Origin of the sequence: Leptolyngbya sp. PL-A3 (genome assembly GCF_039962325.1) — a bacterium.
GTDB lineage: Bacteria > Cyanobacteriota > Cyanobacteriia > Elainellales > Elainellaceae > Vacuolonema.
In genome coordinates this window covers 1-23553 of the sequence record NZ_JAMPLB010000007.1, presented here as the reverse complement: position 1 = coordinate 23553, position 23553 = coordinate 1, and the positions used below count along the sequence as shown (strand labels likewise).

Here is a 23553-nt window from a genome sequence, read left to right as displayed (position 1 = left end):
GATCGAAGTCAAATGCCTTGCTTAGAGGATTAAATCATTGAGATTGGCTATTTCCGTAATTTTATCGTTGCCTGCGGCACTCTTTAGGCTATTGCGTATAAACCCTTATTTTGGAAGGTTTCAGAATAAGTTATCGGAAAGATTGGAACATTTTAGCCATTCTCAAAATCGTCACCCTTTCTACCAATTGTTAAGCAATATTCTGGTAAGTTAATCCGGGTTTGATGAGCGCATTAAGGAAATTCGTTCTTCAGATACAAGGCGCTAATGTTTACATTTGTATAGACTGTTGTTAAATCATTATTTGATTTACACGAGACGCAATAATGAGGTGTGAGACGGAGTGGTACGGTCAAAACAAAACCCTGGACTTGAGTCCGATAAATCTATAACCGCTAAAATCCCTGAGATTCCGTCTGACCCTCTAAAGTTGGCCGGCTCCTCAAAAATTGTGCCAACTCAACGCAAAGTGGGTACTGCGCAAAAGATTGGTTGGGCGATCGCGCTCCTCTTTACAGCAGCCTCATCGACAGCTCTTGCAGCGCTGCTCATGTGGTTTGCCCCCACTCCTCATGCCACAGCAGAACCACCCAACCAGTCCATTAAAGAGTTAGTGCGTGGGGCAGTTGGCTACCGAGTTACCCGTCCTGTCAATATTTTAGTGATGGGTATCGACCGGGTTCTGACAGCACCTCCTGATTCTCCAGAGGTTTTTTCTGGGCGCAGTGACACCATGCTGCTGGTTCACGTCGACCCCGATGGCAATAAGGTGAATGTCCTTTCCATTCCCCGTGATACACAAGTGCGCATTCCGGGGGTGGGCATCACAAAAATCAACCATGCCAATATGGAGGGCGGAGCAGAGCTAGCCGCTACCACCGTCACAGAAAATTTTGAAGGGGTTACGATTGACCGCTACGTACGAGTAGATACGTCTGCATTTAAGGAACTCGTCGATCTGCTGGGCGGAGTTGAGGTTTACGTTCCCACCCGAATGAAGTACACCGATAACACTCAAAAACTTCACATCGATCTGGAGCCGGGCTTGCAAGTGCTGAACGGTGATCAGGCTGAGCAATTTGCACGCTTCCGTAAAGATGCGACGGGTGATATTGGCCGCGTACAGCGACAACAGCAGTTAATTCGTGCCCTGCGCGAACGTGTTGCAAATCCCACAATTATCCCTAAGATCCCTCAAATTATTGAATTACTAAAGAGCCACATTGACACCAACATGTCAATGGAAGAGATGTTAGCCCTGGCGAACTTTGGCTTACAGCTAGAGCGAGATAACTTTCAGATGGTGCTGTTGCCTGGGCGCTTTAGCCGTCCTGATGAATCCGTTGCAAGCTATTGGATTTTGAACCCTGAAGGGAAGGCGCGGCTCATGCAGCAGTTCTTTGGGGTTGCCTCTGACGGCGGGGAAGCCTATGAAGCAACTGATATCAATCGCCTCAGAATTGCTGTCCAAAATGCAACAGGTTCCCCGGAAGTGGGTAATAAGGTTGCCCGTTATCTTCGAGACCAAGGTTTCCGCAACGTCTATGTTGTCCACGATTGGTCGGAAGTGCTTCCTCAAACGGAAGTCATTAGCCAAAATGGCGATCTGGACAGTGCTCGGCAGCTACAAACTACGCTGCAATTGGGGCAGGTCATTCCAGCGTCGACGGGCGATCTCGATTCTGATCTGACACTTCGTGTCGGTGAAGACTGGCTAGAGTTGCACAGCCAGGAGGTAGAGTAACATCAGATTTTTTTGAGGCATGGAGAATCCCTCAAAAAAATCTGAACTGTTAATCTTTAAAGTGTCAGACAGCTGAAAGGCACCCGGCACTTTAAAGATCAATAGTTTAGTAGGGTTTGTGGAACGCAGGCATGCAACAGGCAAATTCTCCGATGGGTCGTTGGTTAAAGCGCAGCTTAGCAGTTTTGCTCATTCTCCTAATGGCATGCTTATGGGTTTTGCTTGGTGCGGCACCCGTTGAGGCCGCCATTGACACCGTTAATTACAACAACGCCAATCTGGAAAACTATGATTTTTCAGGAGCCGACCTATCGGGAAAGGCGTTTGTTGCAGCGGAGATGCGAGGTATTAATCTGCACAACGCCAATCTAACCAATGCCATTTTGACCAAAGCTGTGATGCTCAGAGCAGATATGTCAGGCGCCAACCTGACTGGTGCGTTGGTCGATCGGGTGTTTTTGTTAGGGGCTGATTTGACAAATGCAGTTCTGCAAGAGGCCACTATGACCCGCACCAGCTTTGAAGATGTGGTCATTACCGGGGCTGATTTCACCGATGCCATTTTGGATCGGTATGAGCAGCGAAAGTTGTGCGATCGCGCTGAAGGCCTGAATCCAACCACCCACGTCGCAACCCGAGATAGTTTAGGCTGCCCTTAAACTGTACGTTCAGTCAGTACCTTCGCCATTTTTTGAAGTCCTTGACTTTGCGTGCGCGCTGCACACGCAAAGTCAAGGACTTCAAAAAATGGCAGCATACTCTTACAGAGCTTTGCGCTTGAATCAGCCAAGGTTGTTTTTGTGAGAGCCGCGCGGAGTGCGGCTCTCACAAAAACAACCAGATTTTAAGCGCTTGAAAAGCCCTGTAGGTAAATTTTCGTGAGTTTTTAGTATTAGTTGATTGTCTGTGCGCTTCGCACGCGGGCAATCAACTGGCTCAGGCAGACGTTCGTGAGTTTATTGCTATAAACTGGAGAAGCCTTTTAAGTATGCGACACACTTCTATGCTGAAGCGCTCCACCCTCGATGCCGGTCACTTGATGCGCCGGGCCGAAGATTTGATCAATGCCGCCTCTAACCGTTACCGGATCACGGTACAGGTAGCAAACCGCGCCCAGCGTCGCCGCTACGAGGAATTTGATAGCTACGACGACCCCAAGATGAAGCCGGTCATTCGAGCCATCATTGAGATGTCTGATGAATTGACACAACCCGAAATTATTGGTGAGTAACGTCCGGGGTATTGCGATGAAGGTACGCTTGCCTCAGCTATTTCAACCAAAGTCTATTTCTCTGACTCGTCGTAGCTCCCTACGACGCTATCGTTGGCTGGCGATCGCTCTGACCACCAGCATCCTGGTTAGTTTTCCATGGGCATTTTCACGTCCCGTTTCCAGCCCAAGTTATCTTGCCACTATAGAGCCCTGGTTTGCTACAGCTCCTGTGTCGGCTCAGCTTCCTGCGGTTAATATTGCCGATACTGCTCGGGTTCTCTACGAACGGCTTCCATTTCTGCCATTGGAAAATCAATACGTGAACAATGACGGGAATACCGTTCCCGAAAGTACATTGCTCACTCGGTTAATGTTCTATCACACGGGCGTTCAGCAGCGTCAGCCTTACTTCCGACTCGATTGGAAACTGACGCTGGCAGATTACCTGGGTGCCAATGAGACCATGCACCCTGACACCTACCCCAACTCCCGTAACTTCCGAGATGACCCTATGCAGGGCGATATTGCAGCCGTTCGCAATTTGAGCCGCGAACAACGGGAGCAACTGGTAGATACAATTGTGACGCTGCTCAATCCGTTAGCAGCTCGGGCATCATCGTCGGGTTCTGCTCAAGAGCCCACAGGAGTGAACACATCACCTGCTTCTCCCAGTCGCCCAAACTCAGGAGTTCCTACCGCAACGCCCCGAGAACCACAGCCAGGAGACGCACAACTGCTCCTGCCGTGATGCTGTAGCGATCGCTAGATACCTTAAAAAGGAGAAGGCCGGGCAATGCCTGGCCTTCTCCTTTTCCGTACAAGCCTTGAGCTCCTTACTATCGGAAAGCGGATACCCTGGGTACTTACTCTTCAGGGATGGGGTGTGGGGCATTTCACACCTCGCACCCATCCCCCTTATACTTCTATACTGCAAAAAAATGAGGGCACTATTAGTGTCCTCATTTTGTTGACCTATAGCGGCTCTGGAAAGACTACATCGAAGAACCCAAGCCCGCGTAAGCACCGTAGAAAAACAAACCAACGATGCCGATGACCCCGAGGCCCGCGATCGTTGCCACAACCCACAGGGGGATTCTGCCACTGGATAGCATAGTGTATGAATCTCCTAAAACTTGGTTAACACAGCAAGCAGCCTGAAATAAAAATTCAGCAAATTACAGTGTTTGTAATGGGCTGAATAACCTGCATGGGCGGGATGCTAAATCAGTGATTAAGCATCAACAAAGGGTTTAGTTAAAGAAGTAGCTAGAGAATAGAATCCCCAGTACAAAAACTAACAACAGCCCCAGGTACAGCGATGTTCGATTAAGTTCGACAGGCTGTTTGTTAGGGTTTGGAAGACGTTCTGGCATCGCGGACTCCTAACGCTGAATAAATTGCATAGCGGCGATCGCTCCCAGGAAGAAAATGCTGGGAACGGCCAGGGTGTGAACGGCCAGCCAACGAACCGTAAAAATGGGATAAGAAACAGGCTGATTTGGGCTATTGCTTGTCATAAGTCTGCTAGTTCACTATTTCAAAAAGTCTTCAATTTGCTGTTTAGCGGCAGACCGATCCATCACAATCGGCACTTCCTGACGCTCTTGAGTATAGTACTCGTTAGGGCGAGGGGTGCCAAAGACGTCATAGGCCAAGCCCGTGCTGACGAACAACCACCCAGCAATAAACAGAGCAGGGATCGTAATGCTATGAATTACCCAGTAACGAATGCTGGTAATAATGTCTGAAAAGGGTCTTTCCCCAGTAGTACCGGCCATCCAGATGCCTCCAGTGCGGAATATATACCAATCATTAGTCTTTATGATACGGGAGTTGGGGAATCACAAACAAGTCAATTCGACGATTTATAACCCCTTTCCCTAGAGGGTATTTGAAAAGTCCCTTAAAGGGTTGATTTTCCGTATATTTAGCACTGAAAAACTAGTTTTTCAAACCCCTCTCCAAAGACTTTTTTTGCCCTCAATTGAGAGCAGCCTTAACAAAGAGAAGTGTGAGCAGTTTCTTTTTAGAAACAACTCCGCAAGACCCAAAAAACTGCGCTAAAAAACACAGTTTTTGGGTCTCTTAAAATTGAACACTGTTTTGGATTAAGCGGCTTCCGTACCCTCAGGTACATATCGCAGCATTGTTCCTCCCTGCCCCAGAATAAAGCCCTGGTCTTGACTCAGGAAAACGACCCGGTAAAGATTAGACGGAGTATCCTCAACGGCTCGATCTTTTTCCCAGGTCTGGCCACCATCCCGGCTAACCAGAAGATTCCCACTTCCCCCCGTAATCCAGACTTCATCAGGAGTGCGATAGGCTAGATCCAATAATCCCCAACTGGTAGAGAATTCCGGAGCGATTTGATCCTGCCATTCCTCTAAATTGTCGGGAGAAGAGAACTGAACAGTCCCGCCTCGCGCCAGTAGCCAGAGACGCCCATTCGGTGCGTAACCCATGTTTTGCAGACGTCGAGAGCTGGTGCGATTATGCTGCTCCCACGCATCCTGACCGGGTTCCCAGGTGGAATAAAAATTCCCTCGGGCAGACACCGCAATATACCGCCCATCGTTTGAGCGGGAAATATTTCGCAGGACTCCAACCGCTTCCTGCACCATTGCTTTCCAGGTACGCCCACCATCTTTTGTTTGATAGATGGCACCTACATCTGTTGTCATCTCAGCAGACTTGGAACCCAGAGCAATGATCGTATTGGGTAAACCTGGCAACTGCTCGCTAAGCGGAATGCGTGACCAGGATTTACCGCCATCGGTGGTGTGGAGCAAAATACTGGGCTGGCCAACAATCCAGCCTTCATTTCCCTTAAAACTTACAGAGCGGAAGGTGTAGGTCTGGTCATCTCCGAGTTGTAACTGTCGCTGGCTCCAGGTAGCCCCGCCATCCTTCGTTTCCAGGAGGGTAGAGTTTTTACCCACGAGCCAGCCATGGCGATGATCACCTGTAAAGGAAACATCTGAGAGTGTTTCTTGAGTTGGCAGGGAAACCGCTTGCCAGGGGTTGTAATCCGTCGAGGGGAGAAAGCCCCGAGCGCAACCACTGGTGAAGAAGACGGCGATCGCCAGAACGACGACCTGAATTAAGTTTCGAAAAGTTCCACGCATGGGCTGTCGATGAGAGCTAGACGCCAGGGACGAGAAAAATAACATTAACGCAGGCCATAAAGGCTTAAGAAAAGGAGGAATGCCACAGCCAACGCGCCAAAAATGACCAGGTTTTTTCGACCGGGTGTCATGGCATTAAAACCAAACCCGTAGTTCAAGTTTTCCTTAAAACCCGAAGGGTTACCGGCTGGCCCCACATTGCTAAAGCGGTTTTTGCGAGCACCACATACGGGGCAACGCCAAGTATCGGCCAGTTCTTCAAAGGGAACGCCAACGGCAACCTTGCTGAGGCTGTCTCCCTTAGCAGGTTCATAAACGTAGCCACAGGCGGTACATTCATACCGGTCAAGGGTTTTGGAGTCAACGGCTTCTGTACTCATGGCCTGGAGTTTTCCGTTAGATGAGAAGTCGTAACAATTTGTTTTATTCATTATCCCATGAACTGGGCTTTAGACTAATTTTGCCTTTGCGTCAGCAGCAATTCTCATTTTGAAATCAGGCCCGAAAACCGCGCGCCTTTACCACGCGGTTTTCGGGCATCAAAGCCAAGAGTTCACGCCCGTAGGGCGTGAACTCTTGGCTTTGATGCCCATACTGAGAATTGCTGTCGTGTCAGGAGGGCAAAATTCGGATTCATAGGCAAATGCTTCTCTTACCTGGCTGCTTGAGATCGTGAATTTAATAAAACCCCGATTTTTTGGGAAAGGTTCGACGCCACCGAGCTCTCCCAAAAAATTCGGGGTTTTATTTTGTATGAGATTCTTAGCGGCTCTTTCGATTAGAAGGAGGGACCGGCAAGAAGGCAGAGGCTAGCAGACAGAAGATGCCGATGTTTATGAAAACGTCGGCAAAGTTAAAGATAGGGAAATTGATCAGACGGAAATCGAAGAAGTCTACAACTTCCCCTGCCAGAAAACGATCGAGGCCATTACCCAATGCCCCTGCCAGAATGCAGCCATACCCTATCTGCTCCAATCGATGCATTGTTGGACCGAACACGGCTAAGGCGACTAGCCCCAGACTTACCGCTAAAGAGAGCCAGCGCAACCACTCACCACTCTCGCTGAAGAGGCTAAAGGCAGCTCCAGGATTAGTTACGTAAGTCAGGTGAAATACCCCTCGCCAGAAGGGCCAGCTTTCATCGAGTTCAAAGTTCTGCACCACTAGCCATTTGGTCAACTGGTCGATCACCAGTCCTGCCACGGCAGTAACCCAGAAAAAGGAGTTTTTCCAGCGCATAAAGGAGTAGCGGAAGATTAGAAGGGTAACTGCTGATAGATAGTCCAGGGTCATTCTCCCATCAATCTCCCCCATTCCCATGAGATATGCTCTCAAGAAACTCATAGTTTCTTCGCCGATAGCGCTAGTGTCGGGTTCGTTGAGATATCAGGATCATTGCTCCCACGCGCTCCTGATACCCTAACGAATCCGACACTAGTGCCTGAAAGAGTTGTTTTTTGCGCAAAGCGCATAAAAAACAACTCTTTCAGCGAGCTTTAGAACATGCCCTAGCAATGTGGGAGCGTGGAGGGCGCGCCCTCCACTCATCCAACTACTTTGCCTAAGCAAGCTGAAAATGCTTTAGCAAAGCGCATTTTGCAGCTCGGTGTAGGTTCAATAGAACAAAATATGGCGCATGACAAATGAGATGACCGTCACGGCACAAAGGATCACGAGTTGACCGGGCAGGGGGTAAACCGAGTAGGTCATCATCAATTTGGGAAGCGGAGAAACTGGGGCTTGCAGCCATTGAACGCTGTGGGCGATCGCCAAATAGCTCAATCCCACGACGTGCACCGTCAACAAACCACACAAACAACAAAAAGCTAGAGACTCTAATCGAACTGCTACCCGGAACGCTAAATTTCCACAAACCCAGGCTCCCGGGATAAATCCAAGCAAATAGCCAAAACCCGGCTCATGCACATAATCTAGACCGCCCCCCTGACCAAAAATATTGAGCCAGAGCAGCCCCAACAGCAAATAGGCCATCTGAGAAATGGCCGCCGCATTTCTGCCACCCATGCATCCTACCAAGAGCACCGCCCCAATCTGGTAAGTAGTTCCGAGGGAGTGAGGATGAAGCCCATCCTGCGCCCAAGCCCAGGGCGGATTCGTGACAAATGCTTCAAGGAACGTGCCGCCGATGGTCAAAATGAGACCAATCAACGCCCACAGGAGATCAGTGGGGGCAATCATGACATGTAATAGAAACCCAACAAATGGATGCTGGCTCGGTTTCGCACCCACAATTGGACGCTTGAGTCAGCCAGTATTATACGTTCCCCGTGATCGGTTCGGTTTGCCCAAGTTCAGTGCAGACAAAAATGGCAGTCCCGGAAAACGGGCTTAGTGAGCGATCGCCATTTCTTCTGCGCGGGCCTGTGGAATTTCATGGGTATAGAAGTCATAGGCCATGACTGTTTGAGGGAAGATGGCCCGTGCCTCGGCCAGCAGATCTTCTAGCACCACGGCATTGCCCGGAGCATAACGGGGGCTGAAGTGAGTCATGATAAGTTGCTTGACCCCAGCCGCCAAAGCGGTCTGAGCAGCCATGGTAGAGGTAGAATGCAGCCGCTGATAGGCCAGTTCAGCATCTTGATGAGCAAAGGTGGCTTCATGCACCAGGACATCAGCACCTTTGGCCAGTTCTACCGCATTTTCGCAAAATACCGTGTCGGTGCAGTAGACGAAGCTACGCCCAGCCTGAGGCTCTCCACACAGCTCTGCTCCATTAATGACACGCCCATCGGGAAGCGTGACCACTTCGCCCCGCTTCAATTTGCCGTAAATTGGTCCCGAAGGAATGCCCAACTCAGTAGCCCGTTCTACATTGAACCGTCCGGGGCGGTCTTTTTCCGTGACCCGGTAGCCAAAGGCCGGAACCCGGTGGGTCAGCGGGGCACACTCCACCACAAAGTTCTCATCCTCAAACAAAAGGCCAGGACTGACCGTATGCACTTTAACTGGGTAGGAAAAGTGAGTTTGGGAGTAACGCCCACAGGCTCTCAAATACTCATCCAATTTAGGAGGGCCATAGATATCAATACGGCTGGGATTACCGGCCAACCCACAACTCGCCAGGAGCCCCATCAAACCATAAATATGGTCCCCATGCATGTGGGTGACAAAGATGCGGGTAATCTGGCTGATACGAACATCGCTGCGGAGGAGTTGGTGTTGGGTTCCTTCGCCACAATCGAATAACCAGACTTCGGCCCGTTGGGGCAGACGCAGGGCAATGCTGGATACGTTGCGCGATCGCGTTGGCACCCCTGAACTGGTTCCCAAAAACGTAATTTGCAAGGCGTCACTCACTCCGAATGGCAGCGAAATCTTTCCAATTTATACTGACACACCCATCCCCTGACTGCATATTACAAAAGCTGCCTTCCTGATAAATGGGGAGCAAAGTTTCCTGGGGCTGTTATAGTAAGTTCGAGCTTTGGTCATCACCTGGGTGCGCCCATCCCATTGACCATCCTGAGGAATTGACTTTTCCCATCAGGGCTCAATAGTTCTCCTGTTGAGGCCGCTGGCTGCTTTAGAATCAGACGATTCAGGCAGGAAACCAATCAATGAAACATCTATTGCTAGCTATTGATTGGATAAAAGAAATAAAGGTTTTTTGGTTAACGGTTGGGCACTTTTCCATCTCCCATTTCATCTAAAGTAATCGGGCCAATATGACAACAAGTGAGGCACTGGTGAGCAATCAAACCCCACAATTTTTAATTCCCCTGCGTCTTCGGACTTTAGGCCAGGTAGCCGCATCCCTGTCCGTCCTGCTGGGAGTAGCATTGGCAAACCCGGCTCAGGCTGCTGAGTTAGAACTGCGGGTCGCCATTGAGCAGGATGTTTCCCAAGTTGAGGTTGGCGGTAATACTGACGCTGTAGTGAGGGACGGCTCAGGACGAGTCCTGGGAGAAATTCAGGGCGGTACCGGGCTGGTTGCTGAAACAGGCGGTCAGGGTGTGCGCCTCGGGCAATGGCAGGCAGATTCTGTTTGGGTTGAGCCCGAAAACGATGGCTATATCTGGATTGGCAGCAAGTGGTACCGGGGGAAGGTTCGTGTTGTTCCCACGGCCAGTGGTCTGACGGCCGTAAACTATATTGATCTCGAAGAGTATCTCTATAGCGTAGTTGGAGGGGAAGTACCCACCAACTGGCCTCTTGAAGCATTGAAGGCTCAGGCAGTTGCGGCTCGCTCGTACGCGTTGTATCAACGTCAATCCAGTGCCAACACGGTTTTTGATGTCGGGGATACGACCCGTTGGCAGTTCTACGATGGAATTAAGGAAGAAGCACCCAGTACTCAAGCAGCCGTGCAGGCAACCGAAGGCCAGGTGCTGACCTACAACGGTCAAATTATCAATGCGGTTTTCCATTCATCTTCGGGTGGACACACAGAAAACGTTGAGGATGTGTGGCAAAATCCCCTTCCTTACCTCCGGGGAGTACCCGATTATGACCAGAACGCCCCAGTATTTAGCTGGTCAGAAAATGTCAGTGCGGATCAATTGGGCCAGCTGGCTCCCAGTGTTGGCAATGTGGTTGCCATTGAACCCGTACGGACGACACCTCAGGGGCGGATCGTTACCCTGCGCGTGATTGGCGATGCGGGAGAGGCTCAAGTGACAGGAGATCAGGTACGACGTGCCTTTGAGCTACGTAGCACCCTGTTCTCGATAGAACCTCAATACAATCAAGTGGCCTCGACCGATGGGGCACAACCTCCTTCGGGTTTTGTAATTCAGGGGCGTGGCTTTGGTCACGGGATTGGGATGAGCCAGTATGGAGCCTATGGTATGGCCAGCCAGGGTCAAGATTATCGGAATATCCTGTCTCACTACTATCAGGGCACAACGTTGGCTCGTATCCGCGTTGAATAACTCAGAAGCCCAAAAATGAAAAAGGCACGGTGTAAACACCGTGCCTTTTTCGTGTGCGAGGTGCACGAGAAACAACCCTTTAGGCCGCTTTAAGATACGACCTCGTTAAGGACAGAGAGCCGGAGTAGGCTGGAGGCGGGCCAGAATTTGCTTGAGCACTAGAGCTGCCCAGTCAATATCTGCCTCGGTGGTGAGCCGTCCTAGAGTCAGACGAATGCCACCCTGGGCCTGGCGATCGCCCCATCCCATGGCTAATAATGTTGGGCTTGGTACAGATTTTCCGCTATTGCAAGCGGACCCTGCACTAATTCCAATACCCGCTAAATGCATCTGGCGTACCAAGGTACGACCATTCAACCGCTCATCGGTGTGACGCAGGCAGAAGCTGACATGATGTGGAAGCCGATGCCAGCGATCGCCCGTCGGAATCAAGTCTGGTACATCTGCCAGTTGGTCGAAGAGGCGATCGCGCAATTGTCGTAAACGCTCGGCTTCTGTGGGTAGTGATTTCTGGGCCAGAGCAGCAGCGATACCAAAGCCAGCGATCGCCGGGACAGCCTGAGTACCCGCACGCAGCCGGGATTCTTGACCACCGCCCTGGATCAAAGGCACAAGTTCCACGCCTGGCCGCACGTAAAGTGCCCCAGAGCCTTGTGGGCCATAAAGTTTATGGCTAGAAAGAGACACTAGATCGACAGGTAACTGCTGCATATCTAAGGGAACGCGACCGGCCACCTGAACAGCGTCGGTGTGAAATAGAGCTCCATGGTCGCGCGTGATTTGGCCCAGGGTTTCAATGGGTTGTAGAGTTCCTACTTCGCTTTGCCCATAAATAATAGAAACCAGCACCGTATCGGGACGTAGAGCGGCTTGCAGATCAGCGGGATTAACCCGTCCCTGCCGGTTTACGGGCAAGCGGGTGACGGCCCAACCCTGGGCTTCCAGCGATTTTGCCGGTTCTGACACAGCCGAGTGTTCCACACTGGAAATAATGATGTGCCGGGGGGTGCTGTAGTGTTGAGTGACCCCAAAAATGGCAAGATTATCGGCTTCGCTTCCACCCGCAGTAAACACGATCGCATCTGCAGGGGCATTCATTAACTCTCCCACCTGCATACGGGCCTGTTCCACAACCAAGGACGCTCGCTCTCCCCAAGCATGAAGACTGGAGGGATTTCCCCAGATCTCAGTCATCACCTGTTGCATGTAGGCGATCGCGTCAGGATGGGGAGGGGTTGTTGCGCTGTAGTCCAGATAGACCTGCATCGGTGCACTCGCTCGGCGTACTCTTTCAGCATAGTGCTGGCTGTGAACTTCGCACATGACCTTCAGTAAATCTCAATAGCTATAGCTTAGGGATGAAAATTGAATAAACTCCGGATTCTTTGTGGGAGGCGCGGCTTAGCCGCGCCTCCCACAAAGAATCCGGAGTTTTATTTTGTACGAAGTCCTAGGTGTCTTTACAACAACCAATCACATGTTTAGAACGGCGTTCCTGTTCGATTTACTTTGTGCTTCGTCTTCAGAAGGACAATTTGTATCGGTACTGCCTCAGCAGCACAATTCCCCCTTCTAAAAAACTATCCAATGGGTTGCATTCAGAGAGATTTATATTTGAATATAGGTAAGTCTTCGGATCAACCGTCATCTGCTTTCTGGTCAAGCTGTGAGTTCTCCTGCTGACCCAATCTCGCAAATAGGGGTGCATTCATGGAGGTGCCGTCAGGCAAAAAGCTCCCGGAGCAACACATGACGGGCTTTCGGGTCGCCGATTTGCTCACGATTCCAGCTGAATACCAAGGGCTCATCTCCTGGATGATGCGTCGCGGCGAGTTTACCCTGAGCGAAGCCGTTACAGGGCTCAAGCAGGATGAGGAAAAGCTTCGCACGAGCCTGGAAGATTTAGTAACACAGCGCCTGATTAAACGGATTGAAAAGGAAGGCATTGTTTACTATCACCTCAGATTGGCCCATACGTCCCGTCGCCAGATGCCAAAAGACATCTGGAAAGTGCTGGATCAACAGACTGAAGCGGCCAATGTCTTCATCTCCTACTCCCGCCGTAACAAAACATTTGTAAAAACCCTGGCGGATATCCTCAAAAAACGAGGACGCGAGGTATGGGTTGATTGGGACAGCATTCCTTTTGGTACTGATTGGTGGGAAGAAATTAAGACAGGTATCGAGGTAGCGGATACCTTTATCTTTGTACTCAGCCCCGATTCTGTTGCTTCAGATGTCTGTGCTCGGGAGATTGAGCATGCCGTCCAACACAACAAGCGACTGGTGCCGATTGTCTGCAAGGATGTGAACCCTAATGAGGTTCATCCTGAACTCAGCAAGATTAACTGGGTGTTTCTGCGGCCCGAAGATGATTTTGATATCGGCCTTCGGAATCTCCTCAATGTTTTAGATACAGATTTGCCCTATGTGCGCACGCATACCCGGCTGCTGGTGCGGGCAAATGAGTGGAATAACAGCAACCGCGATGAGAGCCTGTTGCTGCGGGGGAGTGAGTTAGAGGATGCCCGTCGATGGTTGTCCCAAAGTCACACTAAGCATCCCCAATCCTTACAGTTGCAGAAAGATTTTATCTGGGCTTCCTACAACGCGGAGTTGGGGCGGCAGCAAAAGGAACTAGAACAGCAACAGCGAGCGGCCCAACTCCAACAGATTTGGACAACCACATTGGCGATCGCGGGGGGACTCGCGATCGCTTTCGGCATCGGTTCCTTTGTGCTCTACCTCCAGGCCAGCGGTAACCGAAAAGTCGCCGAAAAGTCGCAATTCAATGCAGAAATTCAGCGATTGACGACCCTGACAGAGGCATCGGAAGCGCTCTTCAGCTCCGGGCAGTATTTCGATGCACTGCTTCAAGCAGTCAGTGCAGGAGTAGGGTTTCAGCAACTCAAGAATTCCCCTCCCAACCTTCAAACAGAGGTGATCACAGCTCTTCAGCAATCGATTTTTGGCATTCAGGAGCGCAATCGGCTGGATGGCCATCAGGGGGCCGTATGGGATGTGGCTTTTAGTTCGGATGGACAATGGCTTGCATCGGCTAGTGCCGATAATACGGTGCGAATCTGGCGGCAGGATGGACGCCTCAAAACCGTCTTGCAGGTGCCGGGGGTACAGATTTTGAGTGTGGCGATCGCCCCTGACGGCAAAACTCTGGCCACGGCTGGAGATGATAGCAAAATCTATCTTTGGGGGCCCGATGGGGTTTTGCTGATGACCCTCCGAGGCCACACGCAAGCCATTCGTCGGGTCAGCTTTTCGCCCGACAGCAAGTACCTTGCTTCCGCCAGCGAAGATAATACGGTGCGGATCTGGCGGCGCGATGGAACTCTGGCGCAAACGCTGCGGGGATCGCGAGGCCCCGTTAACGACGTGCAGTTTAGTCCAGACGGAAAGCAGGTAGCGGTGGCGAGCAGTGATGGTACAGTACGAATTTGGCTGCTGGATGGCACACCCCTGCGGGTTTTGCCCCACAATGATGTAGCGGTATTCGCGGTACGATTTAGTGCCGATGGTCGACAGGTGTTTTCGGGTGCCAGCGACGGAAAACTGCGGGTCTGGTCACGAGGTGGGCAGCTTATTCGTAGCATTGCGGCCCACACCACTCCCATCTTTAGCATCGCCGTCAGCCCAGATGGTACCCGGATGGCCTCTGCGGGATGGGACAAAACTATTCGCATTTGGAAGGCGGATGGAGCCCTTCTACGAACGTTGCCAGCCCATCAATCCCGCATTTACCGCATTGAATTTGATCCGGATGGCGAAACCCTGGTATCCGCAGCAGGCGATCGCACAGTCCGACTCTGGCAGATCAACCCAACGTTGCTGACATTTCTCCCATCTCATACAGGGGCTATCAATACCGTTCGCTTTTCCCCGGATGGTAGCCAGTTGGTTACAGCCAGTGATGATAAAACCCTCAAAATCTGGAGGCGAGATGGTGCTCTGCGTAAAACCTTGAACGTCCATCGGGCTGGGGTAACGGGGGTAGCGTTTACACCGGATGGCCAATACTTTGTATCGGTGGGGCGCGATCGCCAGATGGTGTTATGGACAAACTCAGGTGAAATCGTCTGGACTCGCAACACGGCAGTCCCCATCAATGCCGTCGCCATTAGCCCCAACGGCAAATACATTGCGACGGCCAACCAAAATAACACCGTTCACCTCTGGAGCCGGGATGGCGTTTTTCTGCAGGCTTTAAATGGCCATACCAAAGGGGTACTGGACGTCACCTTTGGGCCGGATAGTGAAACCTTAGCCTCGGCCAGTGCGGATAATGTGGCCATTGTATGGAATACTCTTGGGCAACGGCTGCGTACCCTTCGTGGCCATTATGGCTGGGTGAAAACGGTTCGGTTTAGCCCCGACGGCAGCTTGATTGCCACCGGGGGAGCTGATAACACCGTCATTTTGTGGAATCTGGATGGGACTCCTATGGCCACTCTGGAGGGGCACCAGGATGAAATCAGTGCACTCAGCTTCACTCCCGATAGTCAACTGTTGGCTACGGGCAGTTCTGATGGCACATTGCGAATTTGGAGCCGCACTGGGAAGCCGATGACTCGTTTGCAGGGGCAAGGGGGGCGAGTTTACACCCTTGACTTCAACCCCGATGGAAGCCGCTTAGTAACTGCCGGAAGTGATGACATAGCCTACATTTGGGATGTCAAGAACATGAATAACCTGGATCACCTGTTGAAGAGAGGGTGTGATTGGATGCAAAATTACCTCCAGTCCAATCAAGACTTGGATGTTACAGAACAGAGTCTCTGTAAATAAATTCGTTTTCCGGATAGTTATCCTGATAACCATAGATACAAAAGGTTGTACCACCAGCAAAGCTGGTGGTACAACCTTTTGTATCTATGGTTAATCAAGCTGAGCTACTTAACCTGAGTTCGGGTTAAGGGCGTTTTCGAGTGCCGCGCGTTGCGCGGCACTCGAAAACGCTCATTTTGGCGTGCGCAAAGCGCACGCCAAAATGAGCACTGCAGCTTATTCCGAACTGAGGTTACTTATAGCTCTACCTTTTCAAAACCAAATTTAGGCTTTAGGAGATTTCTGAGAAACAATATCCCCATTATTTGGAAAAAAGGCGCGGCTTCGCCGCGCCTTTTTTCCAAATAATGGGGAAGTTCTTATCTGGAAATCTCCTTAGGTGTTGAGTAAGAAAGAGTGGGTGTGACGTATCACTTTTTTACTTTTGCTCAGGATGAGTCAACTCAGGTACAGGAGCCCCCAACTTATTGATGACACCAATCATCTGGTAAAGCCGTCCTAAATCTCGCTGATTAAACTCCAAGACCAGGCGTGGCAAATGTTCGATCTCGGGTTCATACTCCTGAGGAAGAGCAGCGCTTTTCGTGATTTTCTTTTGTACCAGGATGTCGTGGAACTGATCGTTGAGATATTCAACATCACCATCACTTAACTCGCTGTTGAGCCGCAAAACTAAATCATTTCCCACATAGCGGCTGGAGTGATAAACCCGGTAGAAGCTGGCGATCGCCTCACAGGCCACATCCACATTGTCCGTAACGGTGAATAGATGCAAATCGTCCGCGTTAATCAAACGATTCTTCAGTAAATGCTCCTGGATATAGTGGTTCCATCCCTGCCAGTAATCACTACCCGGGGGCTCAATCAGTACCAGGGGTACGGGAGAAGATTTGCCAGTCTGCATCAATGTCAGACACTCAAAAGCCTCATCCTGGGTACCAAAACCACCAGGCATGAGAGCGATCGCATCACTTTCCCGCAGGAAGAAGAGCTTACGGGTGAAGAAGTACTTGAAATCGATGAGTTTGCGATCGCCAGCAATAAAGGGATTGGCTCCCTGCTCAAAGGGCAACTGAATATTTAGGCCAAACGAGTGCGCTGAACCGGCTCCCTCATTCCCGGCTTGCATGACACCACCGCCAGCACCGGTCATGACCATAAAGCCCATCTCCGTTAGACGGCGTGCAAATTCCACCGTCATTTTGTAAACCTGGGTCGTAGGTGCAACCCGCGCTGAGCCAAAAATTGTGACTTTACGGACGTGGCGATAGGGATAAAACTGCCGAAAGGCCCGTCCCATATCTTGCAAGGACCCATTTAGAATTTTCCAGTCCAGACGATCCGTTTCAACCTCGGCCATCTGAATTAGGGTGCGGAGTGCCTGTTGGATCAGTTCGCGGTGCTTTAGCTTCGGCAGATCCGTCATCAGAGCATCCAGTTCAGCCCGAAGTTCATCCAGCGAGGACGACGAAGAGTTTGGATCCATAAATTAAAAATGTGTTGTAGAACCCTATTCTAAGCAATTCGTGACTCCATAGCGCTGTAGCCTGCTCCCTTAACGATGAGAATGGTACATTCTGTCCAGCGCATTCATTACTCAAGAGTTTCCTAAACCACGCTTGCGTAAGCTCGACCACAGATATTAAAAGAGCCCCAAAGGGCTTGGGACTCTACAGATAAGAAGCTGATTCTCGAAAGTGCTTTAAAGTCTACACACTACACTAAGCAGCAGGACAACTGAGATAGAGCAGACCTCATCAGCCTTACAGATGCTTTTCAAGGGTGCTAGCCAGCGTCGTCTTAGGAACGGCACCGACAACCATATCAACGCGTTGACCGCCCTTAAAAATCATCAAAGTTGGAATGCTGCGGATTCCATATTGGTTCGCAACGCTGGGATTTTCGTCTGTATTGACTTTTACGACCTTAACCTGACCGGCGTACTGGTCGGCAATTTCATCGACAACGGGGGCTACCATTCGGCAAGGTCCACACCAGGGAGCCCAAAAATCTACCAGAACGGGAACTTCGCTTTCGAGAACTTCTTGTTTGAAGGACGAATCTGTTACCGACAAGGCTGATGACATGCCTAAAACCCTTAGCCTATAAAAATCTGCTTGCCATCTTACCATAGCAAAAATCGACTTCTGCTCTAGCTCGGTTACTTTCTATGCCCCTCCGGCTATCACTGAAAACAGTTCTTCCTGGAGAAGGTTTACTTTACTTAATACTTCATGAACACCAAACCATTTCTTATGACCCACATCTAAACCACTAACGTCAGCAGCTAGATCAAAGATTGAGTATAAGCCACTCAACTTAGTGACCTAAGTTTAGGTTAAGGGCTTTTTCGACGGTCGCGCCTTTGCGCCTCTTGAAAAAGCCCTTCCTGGCGTGCGCAGAGCATACGTCAAAATGGGCACTTAGGCTTATCTCGAAGTTTTAATTATGCCGACCTACTTAACGCACTTAATCTTTGATTTGGCTGCTAGAGTTTTCCGAAATCCCAGGTGAGTCTCTGTAGTAATAGAAAACGTACTCGCCAAGTTCAAGGGTACACAATTCCTTTAAAAGTAGGAACCGCCTGAACGAACGTCCAGGCGGAGTGTGGTGTGAGGAGTGAACGGAAACAAACGTCTCCGCTACACCTATTGTAAGCGACTCACTTTAGATTTGCCCTGACACGACGGGCTAAAATCACCTATCAACCTGTCAGGAAAGGTGAAGTTTTGTAAGGCCTGGTTTCCTTTTTCGGGATCAGCGATCCGACCCTTTGGACAAAGCCATTAAGAACACGAGGCCATGTTAATTTTCATACTCTACACACGGAAAATTAACATCTCAAACAAAACTTTGGGACACCTACTTACCCATCCCCAACTGTTGAGCTTTCTGGTAGACCTTACCCTCCGTCAATAGCGAGGGAGCAATCACCACTTCCACCTGCTGCATCTCACGAACGTCCTTGGCTCCGAGAGTGCCCATGCTGGTTTGAAGCGCACCCAACAAATTGTGGGTTCCATCATCAAGCTTGGCTGGGCCTCGCAGAATTTCTTCTAAAGTTCCAGTGGTACCCACCCGAATGCGAGTGCCTCGAGGCAGTACGGGGCTAGGCGTTGCCATCCCCCAGTGGAAACCACGACCGGGTGCCTCAGCAGCACGAGCAAACGGCGAACCAATCATGACCGCATCAGCACCGCAGGCAATACATTTGCAGATGTCGCCTCCAGTTACCAAGCCACCATCTGCAACAACAGGAACATAACGCCCCGTCTCCTGGAAGTAGTCATCCCGAGCAGCTGCACAGTCTGCTACTGCTGTAGCTTGGGGAACACCAACCCCAAGAACGCCTCGAGAGGTGCAAGCAGCTCCAGGTCCAATGCCGACCAAAACCCCAGCAGCACCTGCTTTCATCAGCTTCAGGGCTACCTCATAAGTCACACAGTTCCCCAACACAACCGGAATCGGCATCGATTCGCAAAACTGAGCTAAATCGAGGGGAGTAATAGATTCAGGTGACAGGTGATCCGTCGATACAACAGTTGCTTGAATGAAGAACAGGTCAGCTCCAGCTTCCACAACGGCACTGCCAAACCGAGCAGCACCCGCCGGGGTAGCACTCACAGCAGCGATACCGCCCCCCTGCTTAATTTCTTGAATGCGCTTCTGAATCAATTCCGGTTTGATGGGCTCGGAATAGAGATGCTGCATCAAGGGCACAAACTCGTGCTTATCGACCGAAGCGATCTTTTCGAGAATAGGATTGGGATCCTCATAGCGAGTCTGAACCCCTTCCAGGTTCAGGACCCCTAAAGCCCCCATTTGAGAAAGGCGAATTGCCATGGTGACATCGACAACCCCATCCATCGCACTTGCGATGATAGGAATTTCTCGGGTGATACCACCAATCGTCCACTGGGTATCAGCCAAAGATGGATCCAGGGTGCGCTGACCCGGAACTAGTGCAATTTCGTCAAATCCGTACGCTCGGCGAGCTGTTTTACCTCTGCCAATTTGAATATCCACAGCGCTTGAACCCCAAATACCGAATAAGAGCTAGACTACCAAATTTGAGGTGCCATTGCGTTGCTTAAAGCGCTTGAGTTGTTTTTCGGAACGGGCACAGCATTACCCCCTCAAAAAGCAACTGAGAATCCTTTCAAAACTAAAAATCTGCATTTTTTTTGGGAGAGTGCGACAGAGCCGCATTCTCCCAAAAAAGGTTTTTCAAGGATCCTTAGGGTTGTAAATCCCTGTAAATGAGGATAAACATTACAAAATGTTGCGGCATGTCTAAGAGTGTCAACGGAATACCGCAGAATAATTTCGGAAGGTCGCTGGATATACGTAACTAGCGATTCCGGTCTTACCCGGGATGGGTGTGGCAATGTTCTATAGTCTTTCCTTAGAGAGATTTTAGATACGGCAAAGTCCATCATTGTTTCTGGACAACCGCGTAAGGGCCGTGAGAGGAGATACAAGAAAACCTGGCCTATTTCAGGGAAAAGTCTGAAATCTCCGTCTTCCCAATAACGAATGCCAGTTATATTTACCTCTGGTACATCTTGCTTTTGGAGGAATCCATCAATGAGTATTGTCACGAAATCCATCGTGAATGCCGATGCTGAGGCTCGTTATCTCAGCCCCGGTGAACTGGATCGCATCAAGTCCTTTGTTACCTCTGGTGAGCGTCGTCTCCGCATCGCTCAAGTGCTGACCGATTCTCGGGAACGCATTGTTAAGCAAGCTGGCGACCAACTGTTCCAAAAGCGCCCTGACGTTGTTTCTCCCGGTGGCAACGCCTACGGTGAAGAAATGACCGCTACTTGCCTGCGTGACCTGGACTACTACCTGCGTCTGATCACCTACGGTGTGGTTTCTGGCGACGTAACTCCCATCGAAGAAATCGGTATCGTTGGCGTTCGCGAAATGTACAAGTCCCTGGGCACCCCCATCGATGGTGTTGCAGAAGGTGTACGCGCTATGAAGAGCGTTGCAACCTCTCTGATGTCCGGTGAAGATGCAGCGGAAGCTGGTTCTTACTTCGACTACGTCATCGGTGCAATGCAGTAAGGCGATCGCCCCTCTGCAAGGCTACATAAAACAACCGTTGAGCATTGTCGTTGACTTGATGTTTTAAGGAAATCAATCATGCAAGACGCAATTACTGCTGTTATTAACTCTTCAGACGTTCAGGGTAAGTACCTGGATTCCTCTTCCCTGGATAAGCTGAAAGGCTACTTCGCAACTGGCGAACTGCGTGTTCGTGCAGCCACCACCATCAGTGCTAACGCTGCTGCCATCGTTAAGGAAGCTGTAGCTAAGTCCCTGCTGTACTCGGATATCACCCGTCCCGGTGGTAACATGTACACCACCCGTCGCTATGCTGCTTGCATCCGCGACCTCGACTACTACCTCCGCTATTCCACCTATGCCATGCTGGCTGGCGACCCCTCCATCCTGGATGAGCGCGTGCTGAATGGTCTGAAGGAAACCTACAACTCCCTGGGTGTACCCATCGCTGCCACCGTGCAAGCTATCCAAGCCATGAAAGAAGTGACCGCTAGCCTGGTGGGCGCTGATGCTGGTAAGGAAATGGGTGTTTACTTCGACTACATCTCCTCTGGCTTGAGCTAAGCTCAATCGGAGTTTGCGGAGCAGAAACCCTCATCATTTGAGCGTTTTCTAGTCTGTATCTCCATTCCCTTAGTCTGGGATGTCTGGAGTGAGTCTTAGATGGTAAAAGCTTGTTTGTTCAGGTTGAGCGATTTTAGATTGACTCTAGACTCCCAGCAATTTGATAGAATTCCGTGAATACTCACGATTTACAGTTGTTTTAGCGATTAAGGGCTCTCACCCGGTCAGGAGACAAAACTATGAGGATGTTCAAAGTTACAGCCTGTGTTCCGAGCCAAACCCGCATCCGGACGCAGCGTGAGCTTCAAAATACCTTCTTTACAAAACTGGTTCCCTACGATAACTGGTTCCGGGAACAGCAACGCATTCAGAAAATGGGCGGCAAAATTGTTAAGGTCGAACTCGCTACGGGTAGAGCAGGCACCAACACCGGGTTGAAATAGCCTCATCCTCCGACCGATCGGGTAGCCATCCCGCCTCAGGTTTTTACAAAGAATGGCGTGGTCTTCGTACCACGCCATTCTTTTGCTTTTCCAGGTATTTAGTACGGGGCACACCACACATCAACTGAATATCCTGATTAGCAAACTAGCGTAAGTCCTGTCAGCAATTCTCAGTATGGGCATCAAAGCTAAGAGTTCACGCCCGTAGGGCGTGAACTCTTGGCTTTGATGCCCGAAAACCGCGCGCCAAAGGCGCGCGGTTTTCGGGCCTGATTTCAAAATGAGAATTGCTGAAGTCCTGTGATTATTATTGTTTCAGTCTTCGTTTTTGAGCTACTCTGAGGGGCATTGAATCTTTGCAAAGGCATGTGCTGAACCCATGCGATCGCTCCTCTCCATAATTGACGGCTCGGTTAAAAGCTGGGCTACAGAAGCCCGTATTCTCCGCTGGCTAGTGTTTCTCTGGTTGGGGCTGGGGATCATCATGTTATTTTCGTCCTCCTATGCAACTGCCGACTTTGAGACCGGGGATGGGCTCTACTACCTGAAACGGCAGTTGGTGTGGATGGCCGTCGGGTTGGTCGGATTTGGCACGTTGATCAATACTCCCCTACGCTACATTTTGGGAATGGCAGATTGGCTCATGCTGCTATGTCTGGGGCTGGTGATACTGACCCTGGTTCCGGGGCTTGGAACATCGGTTAATGGGGCCAGTCGTTGGCTTTCGGTGGGGCCATTGGCGATCGTGCAGCCCTCTGAACTGATTAAGCCGTTCCTCATTCTGCAAAGTGCTCGTATTTTTGGGCAGTGGGATCGGTTGAAGCAATCATCTCGCTTAACCTGGTTGGGAATATTTGCGCTGCTGCTGGCCAGTATTCTGCTTCAGCCAAACTTGAGTACGGCAGCACTGTGTGGCATGTCGTTGTGGCTGATTGCTCTGGCGGCGGGGCTACCGTTACAACAGTTAGGCGGGACGGCGATCGCCGGCTTCCTAGTCGCGTGCATCAGTATTGGTCTCCGAGACTATCAGCGGGAGCGGGTGATGTCCTTCCTGCATCCCTGGGCTGACCCCGCAGGAGATGGCTTTCAATTGATCCAAAGCCTCTTAGCTGTGGGCTCGGGCGGCGTGTGGGGAACCGGGTTCGGGCAATCGCAGCAAAAGCTTTACTACTTGCCAATCCACTATACCGATTTCATTTTTTCGGTGTATGCCGAGGAGTTCGGGCTTATTGGCTGTATTGCCTTGCTGATGTTTCTTGCGATTTTTGCAACGTTGGGTTTACAGGTTGCTCTGAAAGCGCGTAAGCCTGTGCATCAGTTAGTGGCGATCGGAGCAGTCATCCTACTAGTTGGACAGTCTTTGCTAAATATTGGCGTAGCGACTGGAGCATTACCTACGACAGGATTGCCCTTTCCCTTTCTCAGCTATGGCGGCAGTTCGATGCTTTCCAGTCTGATCATTGCGGCATTGTTGATTCGGGTTGCTCGCGAAGGTAGTGAAGCAAAGGTTTTGGCTTTCCCCCGATCGCCTCGTGCTGTGGATGTCTCACCAGAATCTTAAGCCGAACCAAGGTTAAATTAACCTGATACCAAACAAATATGAAGCTGCGCCAAACTAGAAGAGTCCTCTTTGAGGTGATGGGCGATGACAGGACGTCCTTTTCAAGTCACGGTGACGGAGAGCCTGGAGCAGTTAGAG

23 protein-coding genes are annotated in these 23553 nt (G+C 50.5%); 10 read left to right on the top strand and 13 right to left on the bottom strand.

The annotated features are described in order from the left end of the window. Nucleotides 1–343: 343 nt before the first annotated feature. The 4 genes from NDI52_RS07675 (at nucleotide 344) to NDI52_RS07660 (ending at nucleotide 3705) form a co-directional block, all read left to right on the top strand. The gene (locus tag NDI52_RS07675; RefSeq protein WP_347280056.1) at nucleotides 344–1744 is read left to right on the top strand and encodes an LCP family protein; all 1401 of its coding nucleotides are present in this window, start codon (nucleotides 344–346) and stop codon (nucleotides 1742–1744) included. Between the two features lie 152 nt (nucleotides 1745–1896). Continuing rightward, nucleotides 1897–2403 carry a pentapeptide repeat-containing protein gene (locus tag NDI52_RS07670; RefSeq protein ID WP_190774804.1) on the top strand — a complete coding sequence of 169 codons (507 nt, stop codon included), beginning with the start codon at nucleotides 1897–1899 and terminating at the stop codon, nucleotides 2401–2403. A gap of 344 nt (nucleotides 2404–2747) precedes the next feature. Next, entirely contained in the window at nucleotides 2748–2975 is a 228-nt protein-coding gene (locus tag NDI52_RS07665) for a DNA-directed RNA polymerase subunit omega (protein WP_190774805.1), read from the top strand. Continuing rightward, complete coding sequence (locus tag NDI52_RS07660; RefSeq protein WP_190774784.1) at nucleotides 2968–3705, top strand: hypothetical protein; 738 nt, start codon at nucleotides 2968–2970, stop codon at nucleotides 3703–3705. The genes NDI52_RS07665 and NDI52_RS07660 overlap by 8 nt, the downstream gene beginning before the upstream one ends. A 244-nt stretch (nucleotides 3706–3949) precedes the next feature. Here the strand turns inward: NDI52_RS07660 and NDI52_RS07655 are convergent, their stop codons facing one another. The 9 genes from NDI52_RS07655 to NDI52_RS07615 all read right to left on the bottom strand — a co-directional run bounded on the left by NDI52_RS07655 (nucleotide 3950) and on the right by NDI52_RS07615 (nucleotide 9388). Then, entirely contained in the window at nucleotides 3950–4069 is a 120-nt protein-coding gene (locus NDI52_RS07655; RefSeq protein ID WP_190774785.1) for a photosystem II reaction center protein J, read from the bottom strand. Nucleotides 4070–4207: 138 nt separating this feature from the next. Beyond that, on the bottom strand, nucleotides 4208–4330 hold the full coding sequence (locus NDI52_RS07650; protein WP_190774786.1) for a photosystem II reaction center protein L: 123 nt from the start codon (nucleotides 4328–4330) through the stop codon (nucleotides 4208–4210). 9 nt (nucleotides 4331–4339) lie between these two features. Then, on the bottom strand, nucleotides 4340–4474 hold the full coding sequence (psbF, locus tag NDI52_RS07645) for a cytochrome b559 subunit beta (RefSeq protein ID WP_190774787.1): 135 nt from the start codon (nucleotides 4472–4474) through the stop codon (nucleotides 4340–4342). A 15-nt stretch (nucleotides 4475–4489) separates the two neighbouring features. Continuing rightward, nucleotides 4490–4735 (bottom strand): cytochrome b559 subunit alpha, encoded by a 246-nt coding sequence (psbE, locus tag NDI52_RS07640; RefSeq protein ID WP_190774788.1) that lies wholly within the window; start codon nucleotides 4733–4735, stop codon nucleotides 4490–4492. Nucleotides 4736–5065: 330 nt separating this feature from the next. Beyond that, nucleotides 5066–6082: a photosynthesis system II assembly factor Ycf48 gene (locus tag NDI52_RS07635; protein WP_190774789.1), complete on the bottom strand. Its 1017-nt coding sequence runs from the start codon at nucleotides 6080–6082 to the stop codon at nucleotides 5066–5068. A gap of 44 nt (nucleotides 6083–6126) precedes the next feature. Further along, nucleotides 6127–6462, bottom strand: coding sequence for a rubredoxin (locus tag NDI52_RS07630; RefSeq protein WP_190774806.1), 336 nt, complete (start codon nucleotides 6460–6462; stop codon nucleotides 6127–6129). A 382-nt stretch (nucleotides 6463–6844) separates the two neighbouring features. Beyond that, nucleotides 6845–7321 carry a signal peptidase II gene (gene lspA / locus NDI52_RS07625; protein WP_190774807.1) on the bottom strand — a complete coding sequence of 159 codons (477 nt, stop codon included), beginning with the start codon at nucleotides 7319–7321 and terminating at the stop codon, nucleotides 6845–6847. Between the two features lie 375 nt (nucleotides 7322–7696). Next, on the bottom strand, nucleotides 7697–8281 hold the full coding sequence (locus NDI52_RS07620; RefSeq protein ID WP_190774790.1) for a biotin transporter BioY: 585 nt from the start codon (nucleotides 8279–8281) through the stop codon (nucleotides 7697–7699). 150 nt (nucleotides 8282–8431) lie between these two features. Further along, the gene (locus NDI52_RS07615) at nucleotides 8432–9388 is read right to left on the bottom strand and encodes a ribonuclease Z (RefSeq protein WP_190774791.1); all 957 of its coding nucleotides are present in this window, start codon (nucleotides 9386–9388) and stop codon (nucleotides 8432–8434) included. 380 nt (nucleotides 9389–9768) lie between these two features. Here NDI52_RS07615 and NDI52_RS07610 point away from each other — a divergent pair, with 380 nt between their 5' ends. Next, nucleotides 9769–10974 (top strand): SpoIID/LytB domain-containing protein, encoded by a 1206-nt coding sequence (locus tag NDI52_RS07610; protein ID WP_190774792.1) that lies wholly within the window; start codon nucleotides 9769–9771, stop codon nucleotides 10972–10974. A 105-nt stretch (nucleotides 10975–11079) separates the two neighbouring features. Here NDI52_RS07610 and NDI52_RS07605 read toward each other — a convergent pair whose 3' ends face one another. Continuing rightward, nucleotides 11080–12240 carry a cysteine desulfurase family protein gene (locus tag NDI52_RS07605; RefSeq protein WP_190774808.1) on the bottom strand — a complete coding sequence of 387 codons (1161 nt, stop codon included), beginning with the start codon at nucleotides 12238–12240 and terminating at the stop codon, nucleotides 11080–11082. A 444-nt stretch (nucleotides 12241–12684) separates the two neighbouring features. Here NDI52_RS07605 and NDI52_RS07600 point away from each other — a divergent pair, with 444 nt between their 5' ends. After that, nucleotides 12685–15774, top strand: coding sequence for a TIR domain-containing protein (locus NDI52_RS07600; protein ID WP_190774793.1), 3090 nt, complete (start codon nucleotides 12685–12687; stop codon nucleotides 15772–15774). 418 nt (nucleotides 15775–16192) lie between these two features. On the opposite strand, the gene NDI52_RS07595 is transcribed toward NDI52_RS07600, so the two are convergent. The 3 genes from NDI52_RS07595 to NDI52_RS07585 form a co-directional block, all read right to left on the bottom strand. After that, a complete protein-coding gene (locus NDI52_RS07595; protein WP_190774794.1) occupies nucleotides 16193–17260 on the bottom strand; it encodes a TIGR00730 family Rossman fold protein in 1068 nt (355 codons plus the stop codon). 277 nt (nucleotides 17261–17537) lie between these two features. Beyond that, nucleotides 17538–17861: a thioredoxin gene (gene trxA / locus NDI52_RS07590; protein ID WP_190774795.1), complete on the bottom strand. Its 324-nt coding sequence runs from the start codon at nucleotides 17859–17861 to the stop codon at nucleotides 17538–17540. A gap of 775 nt (nucleotides 17862–18636) precedes the next feature. Continuing rightward, nucleotides 18637–19800, bottom strand: a complete 1164-nt coding sequence (locus NDI52_RS07585; protein WP_190789418.1) for a GuaB3 family IMP dehydrogenase-related protein — start codon at nucleotides 19798–19800, stop codon at nucleotides 18637–18639. A 561-nt stretch (nucleotides 19801–20361) separates the two neighbouring features. On the opposite strand from NDI52_RS07585, the gene apcA reads away from it, so the two are divergent. From apcA to NDI52_RS07565, 4 genes are all read left to right on the top strand, one after another. Then, nucleotides 20362–20847 carry an allophycocyanin subunit alpha gene (gene apcA / locus NDI52_RS07580; protein WP_190774797.1) on the top strand — a complete coding sequence of 162 codons (486 nt, stop codon included), beginning with the start codon at nucleotides 20362–20364 and terminating at the stop codon, nucleotides 20845–20847. A gap of 78 nt (nucleotides 20848–20925) precedes the next feature. Then, nucleotides 20926–21411 carry an allophycocyanin subunit beta gene (gene apcB, locus NDI52_RS07575; RefSeq protein ID WP_190774798.1) on the top strand — a complete coding sequence of 162 codons (486 nt, stop codon included), beginning with the start codon at nucleotides 20926–20928 and terminating at the stop codon, nucleotides 21409–21411. A gap of 239 nt (nucleotides 21412–21650) precedes the next feature. After that, the gene (locus NDI52_RS07570) at nucleotides 21651–21854 is read left to right on the top strand and encodes a phycobilisome linker polypeptide (protein ID WP_190774799.1); all 204 of its coding nucleotides are present in this window, start codon (nucleotides 21651–21653) and stop codon (nucleotides 21852–21854) included. Between the two features lie 379 nt (nucleotides 21855–22233). Further along, nucleotides 22234–23415: an FtsW/RodA/SpoVE family cell cycle protein gene (locus tag NDI52_RS07565; protein WP_190774800.1), complete on the top strand. Its 1182-nt coding sequence runs from the start codon at nucleotides 22234–22236 to the stop codon at nucleotides 23413–23415. Nucleotides 23416–23553 lie beyond the last annotated feature (138 nt).

Coding starts and splice junctions, on each gene's coding strand:
- NDI52_RS07670 (WP_190774804.1), top strand. CDS start 1,897: ATGGGTCGTTGGTTAAAGCGCAGCTTAGCAGTTTTGCTCATTCTCCTA.
- NDI52_RS07665 (WP_190774805.1), top strand. CDS start 2,748: ATGCTGAAGCGCTCCACCCTCGATGCCGGTCACTTGATGCGCCGGGCC.
- NDI52_RS07655 (WP_190774785.1), bottom strand. CDS start 4,069: ATGCTATCCAGTGGCAGAATCCCCCTGTGGGTTGTGGCAACGATCGCG.
- NDI52_RS07650 (WP_190774786.1), bottom strand. CDS start 4,330: ATGCCAGAACGTCTTCCAAACCCTAACAAACAGCCTGTCGAACTTAAT.
- psbF (WP_190774787.1), bottom strand. CDS start 4,474: ATGACAAGCAATAGCCCAAATCAGCCTGTTTCTTATCCCATTTTTACG.
- psbE (WP_190774788.1), bottom strand. CDS start 4,735: ATGGCCGGTACTACTGGGGAAAGACCCTTTTCAGACATTATTACCAGC.
- NDI52_RS07635 (WP_190774789.1), bottom strand. CDS start 6,082: ATGCGTGGAACTTTTCGAAACTTAATTCAGGTCGTCGTTCTGGCGATC.
- NDI52_RS07630 (WP_190774806.1), bottom strand. CDS start 6,462: ATGAGTACAGAAGCCGTTGACTCCAAAACCCTTGACCGGTATGAATGT.
- lspA (WP_190774807.1), bottom strand. CDS start 7,321: ATGCGCTGGAAAAACTCCTTTTTCTGGGTTACTGCCGTGGCAGGACTG.
- NDI52_RS07620 (WP_190774790.1), bottom strand. CDS start 8,281: ATGATTGCCCCCACTGATCTCCTGTGGGCGTTGATTGGTCTCATTTTG.
- NDI52_RS07610 (WP_190774792.1), top strand. CDS start 9,769: ATGACAACAAGTGAGGCACTGGTGAGCAATCAAACCCCACAATTTTTA.
- NDI52_RS07605 (WP_190774808.1), bottom strand. CDS start 12,240: ATGCAGGTCTATCTGGACTACAGCGCAACAACCCCTCCCCATCCTGAC.
- NDI52_RS07600 (WP_190774793.1), top strand. CDS start 12,685: ATGGAGGTGCCGTCAGGCAAAAAGCTCCCGGAGCAACACATGACGGGC.
- NDI52_RS07595 (WP_190774794.1), bottom strand. CDS start 17,260: ATGGATCCAAACTCTTCGTCGTCCTCGCTGGATGAACTTCGGGCTGAA.
- trxA (WP_190774795.1), bottom strand. CDS start 17,861: ATGTCATCAGCCTTGTCGGTAACAGATTCGTCCTTCAAACAAGAAGTT.
- apcA (WP_190774797.1), top strand. CDS start 20,362: ATGAGTATTGTCACGAAATCCATCGTGAATGCCGATGCTGAGGCTCGT.
- apcB (WP_190774798.1), top strand. CDS start 20,926: ATGCAAGACGCAATTACTGCTGTTATTAACTCTTCAGACGTTCAGGGT.
- NDI52_RS07570 (WP_190774799.1), top strand. CDS start 21,651: ATGAGGATGTTCAAAGTTACAGCCTGTGTTCCGAGCCAAACCCGCATC.
- NDI52_RS07565 (WP_190774800.1), top strand. CDS start 22,234: ATGCGATCGCTCCTCTCCATAATTGACGGCTCGGTTAAAAGCTGGGCT.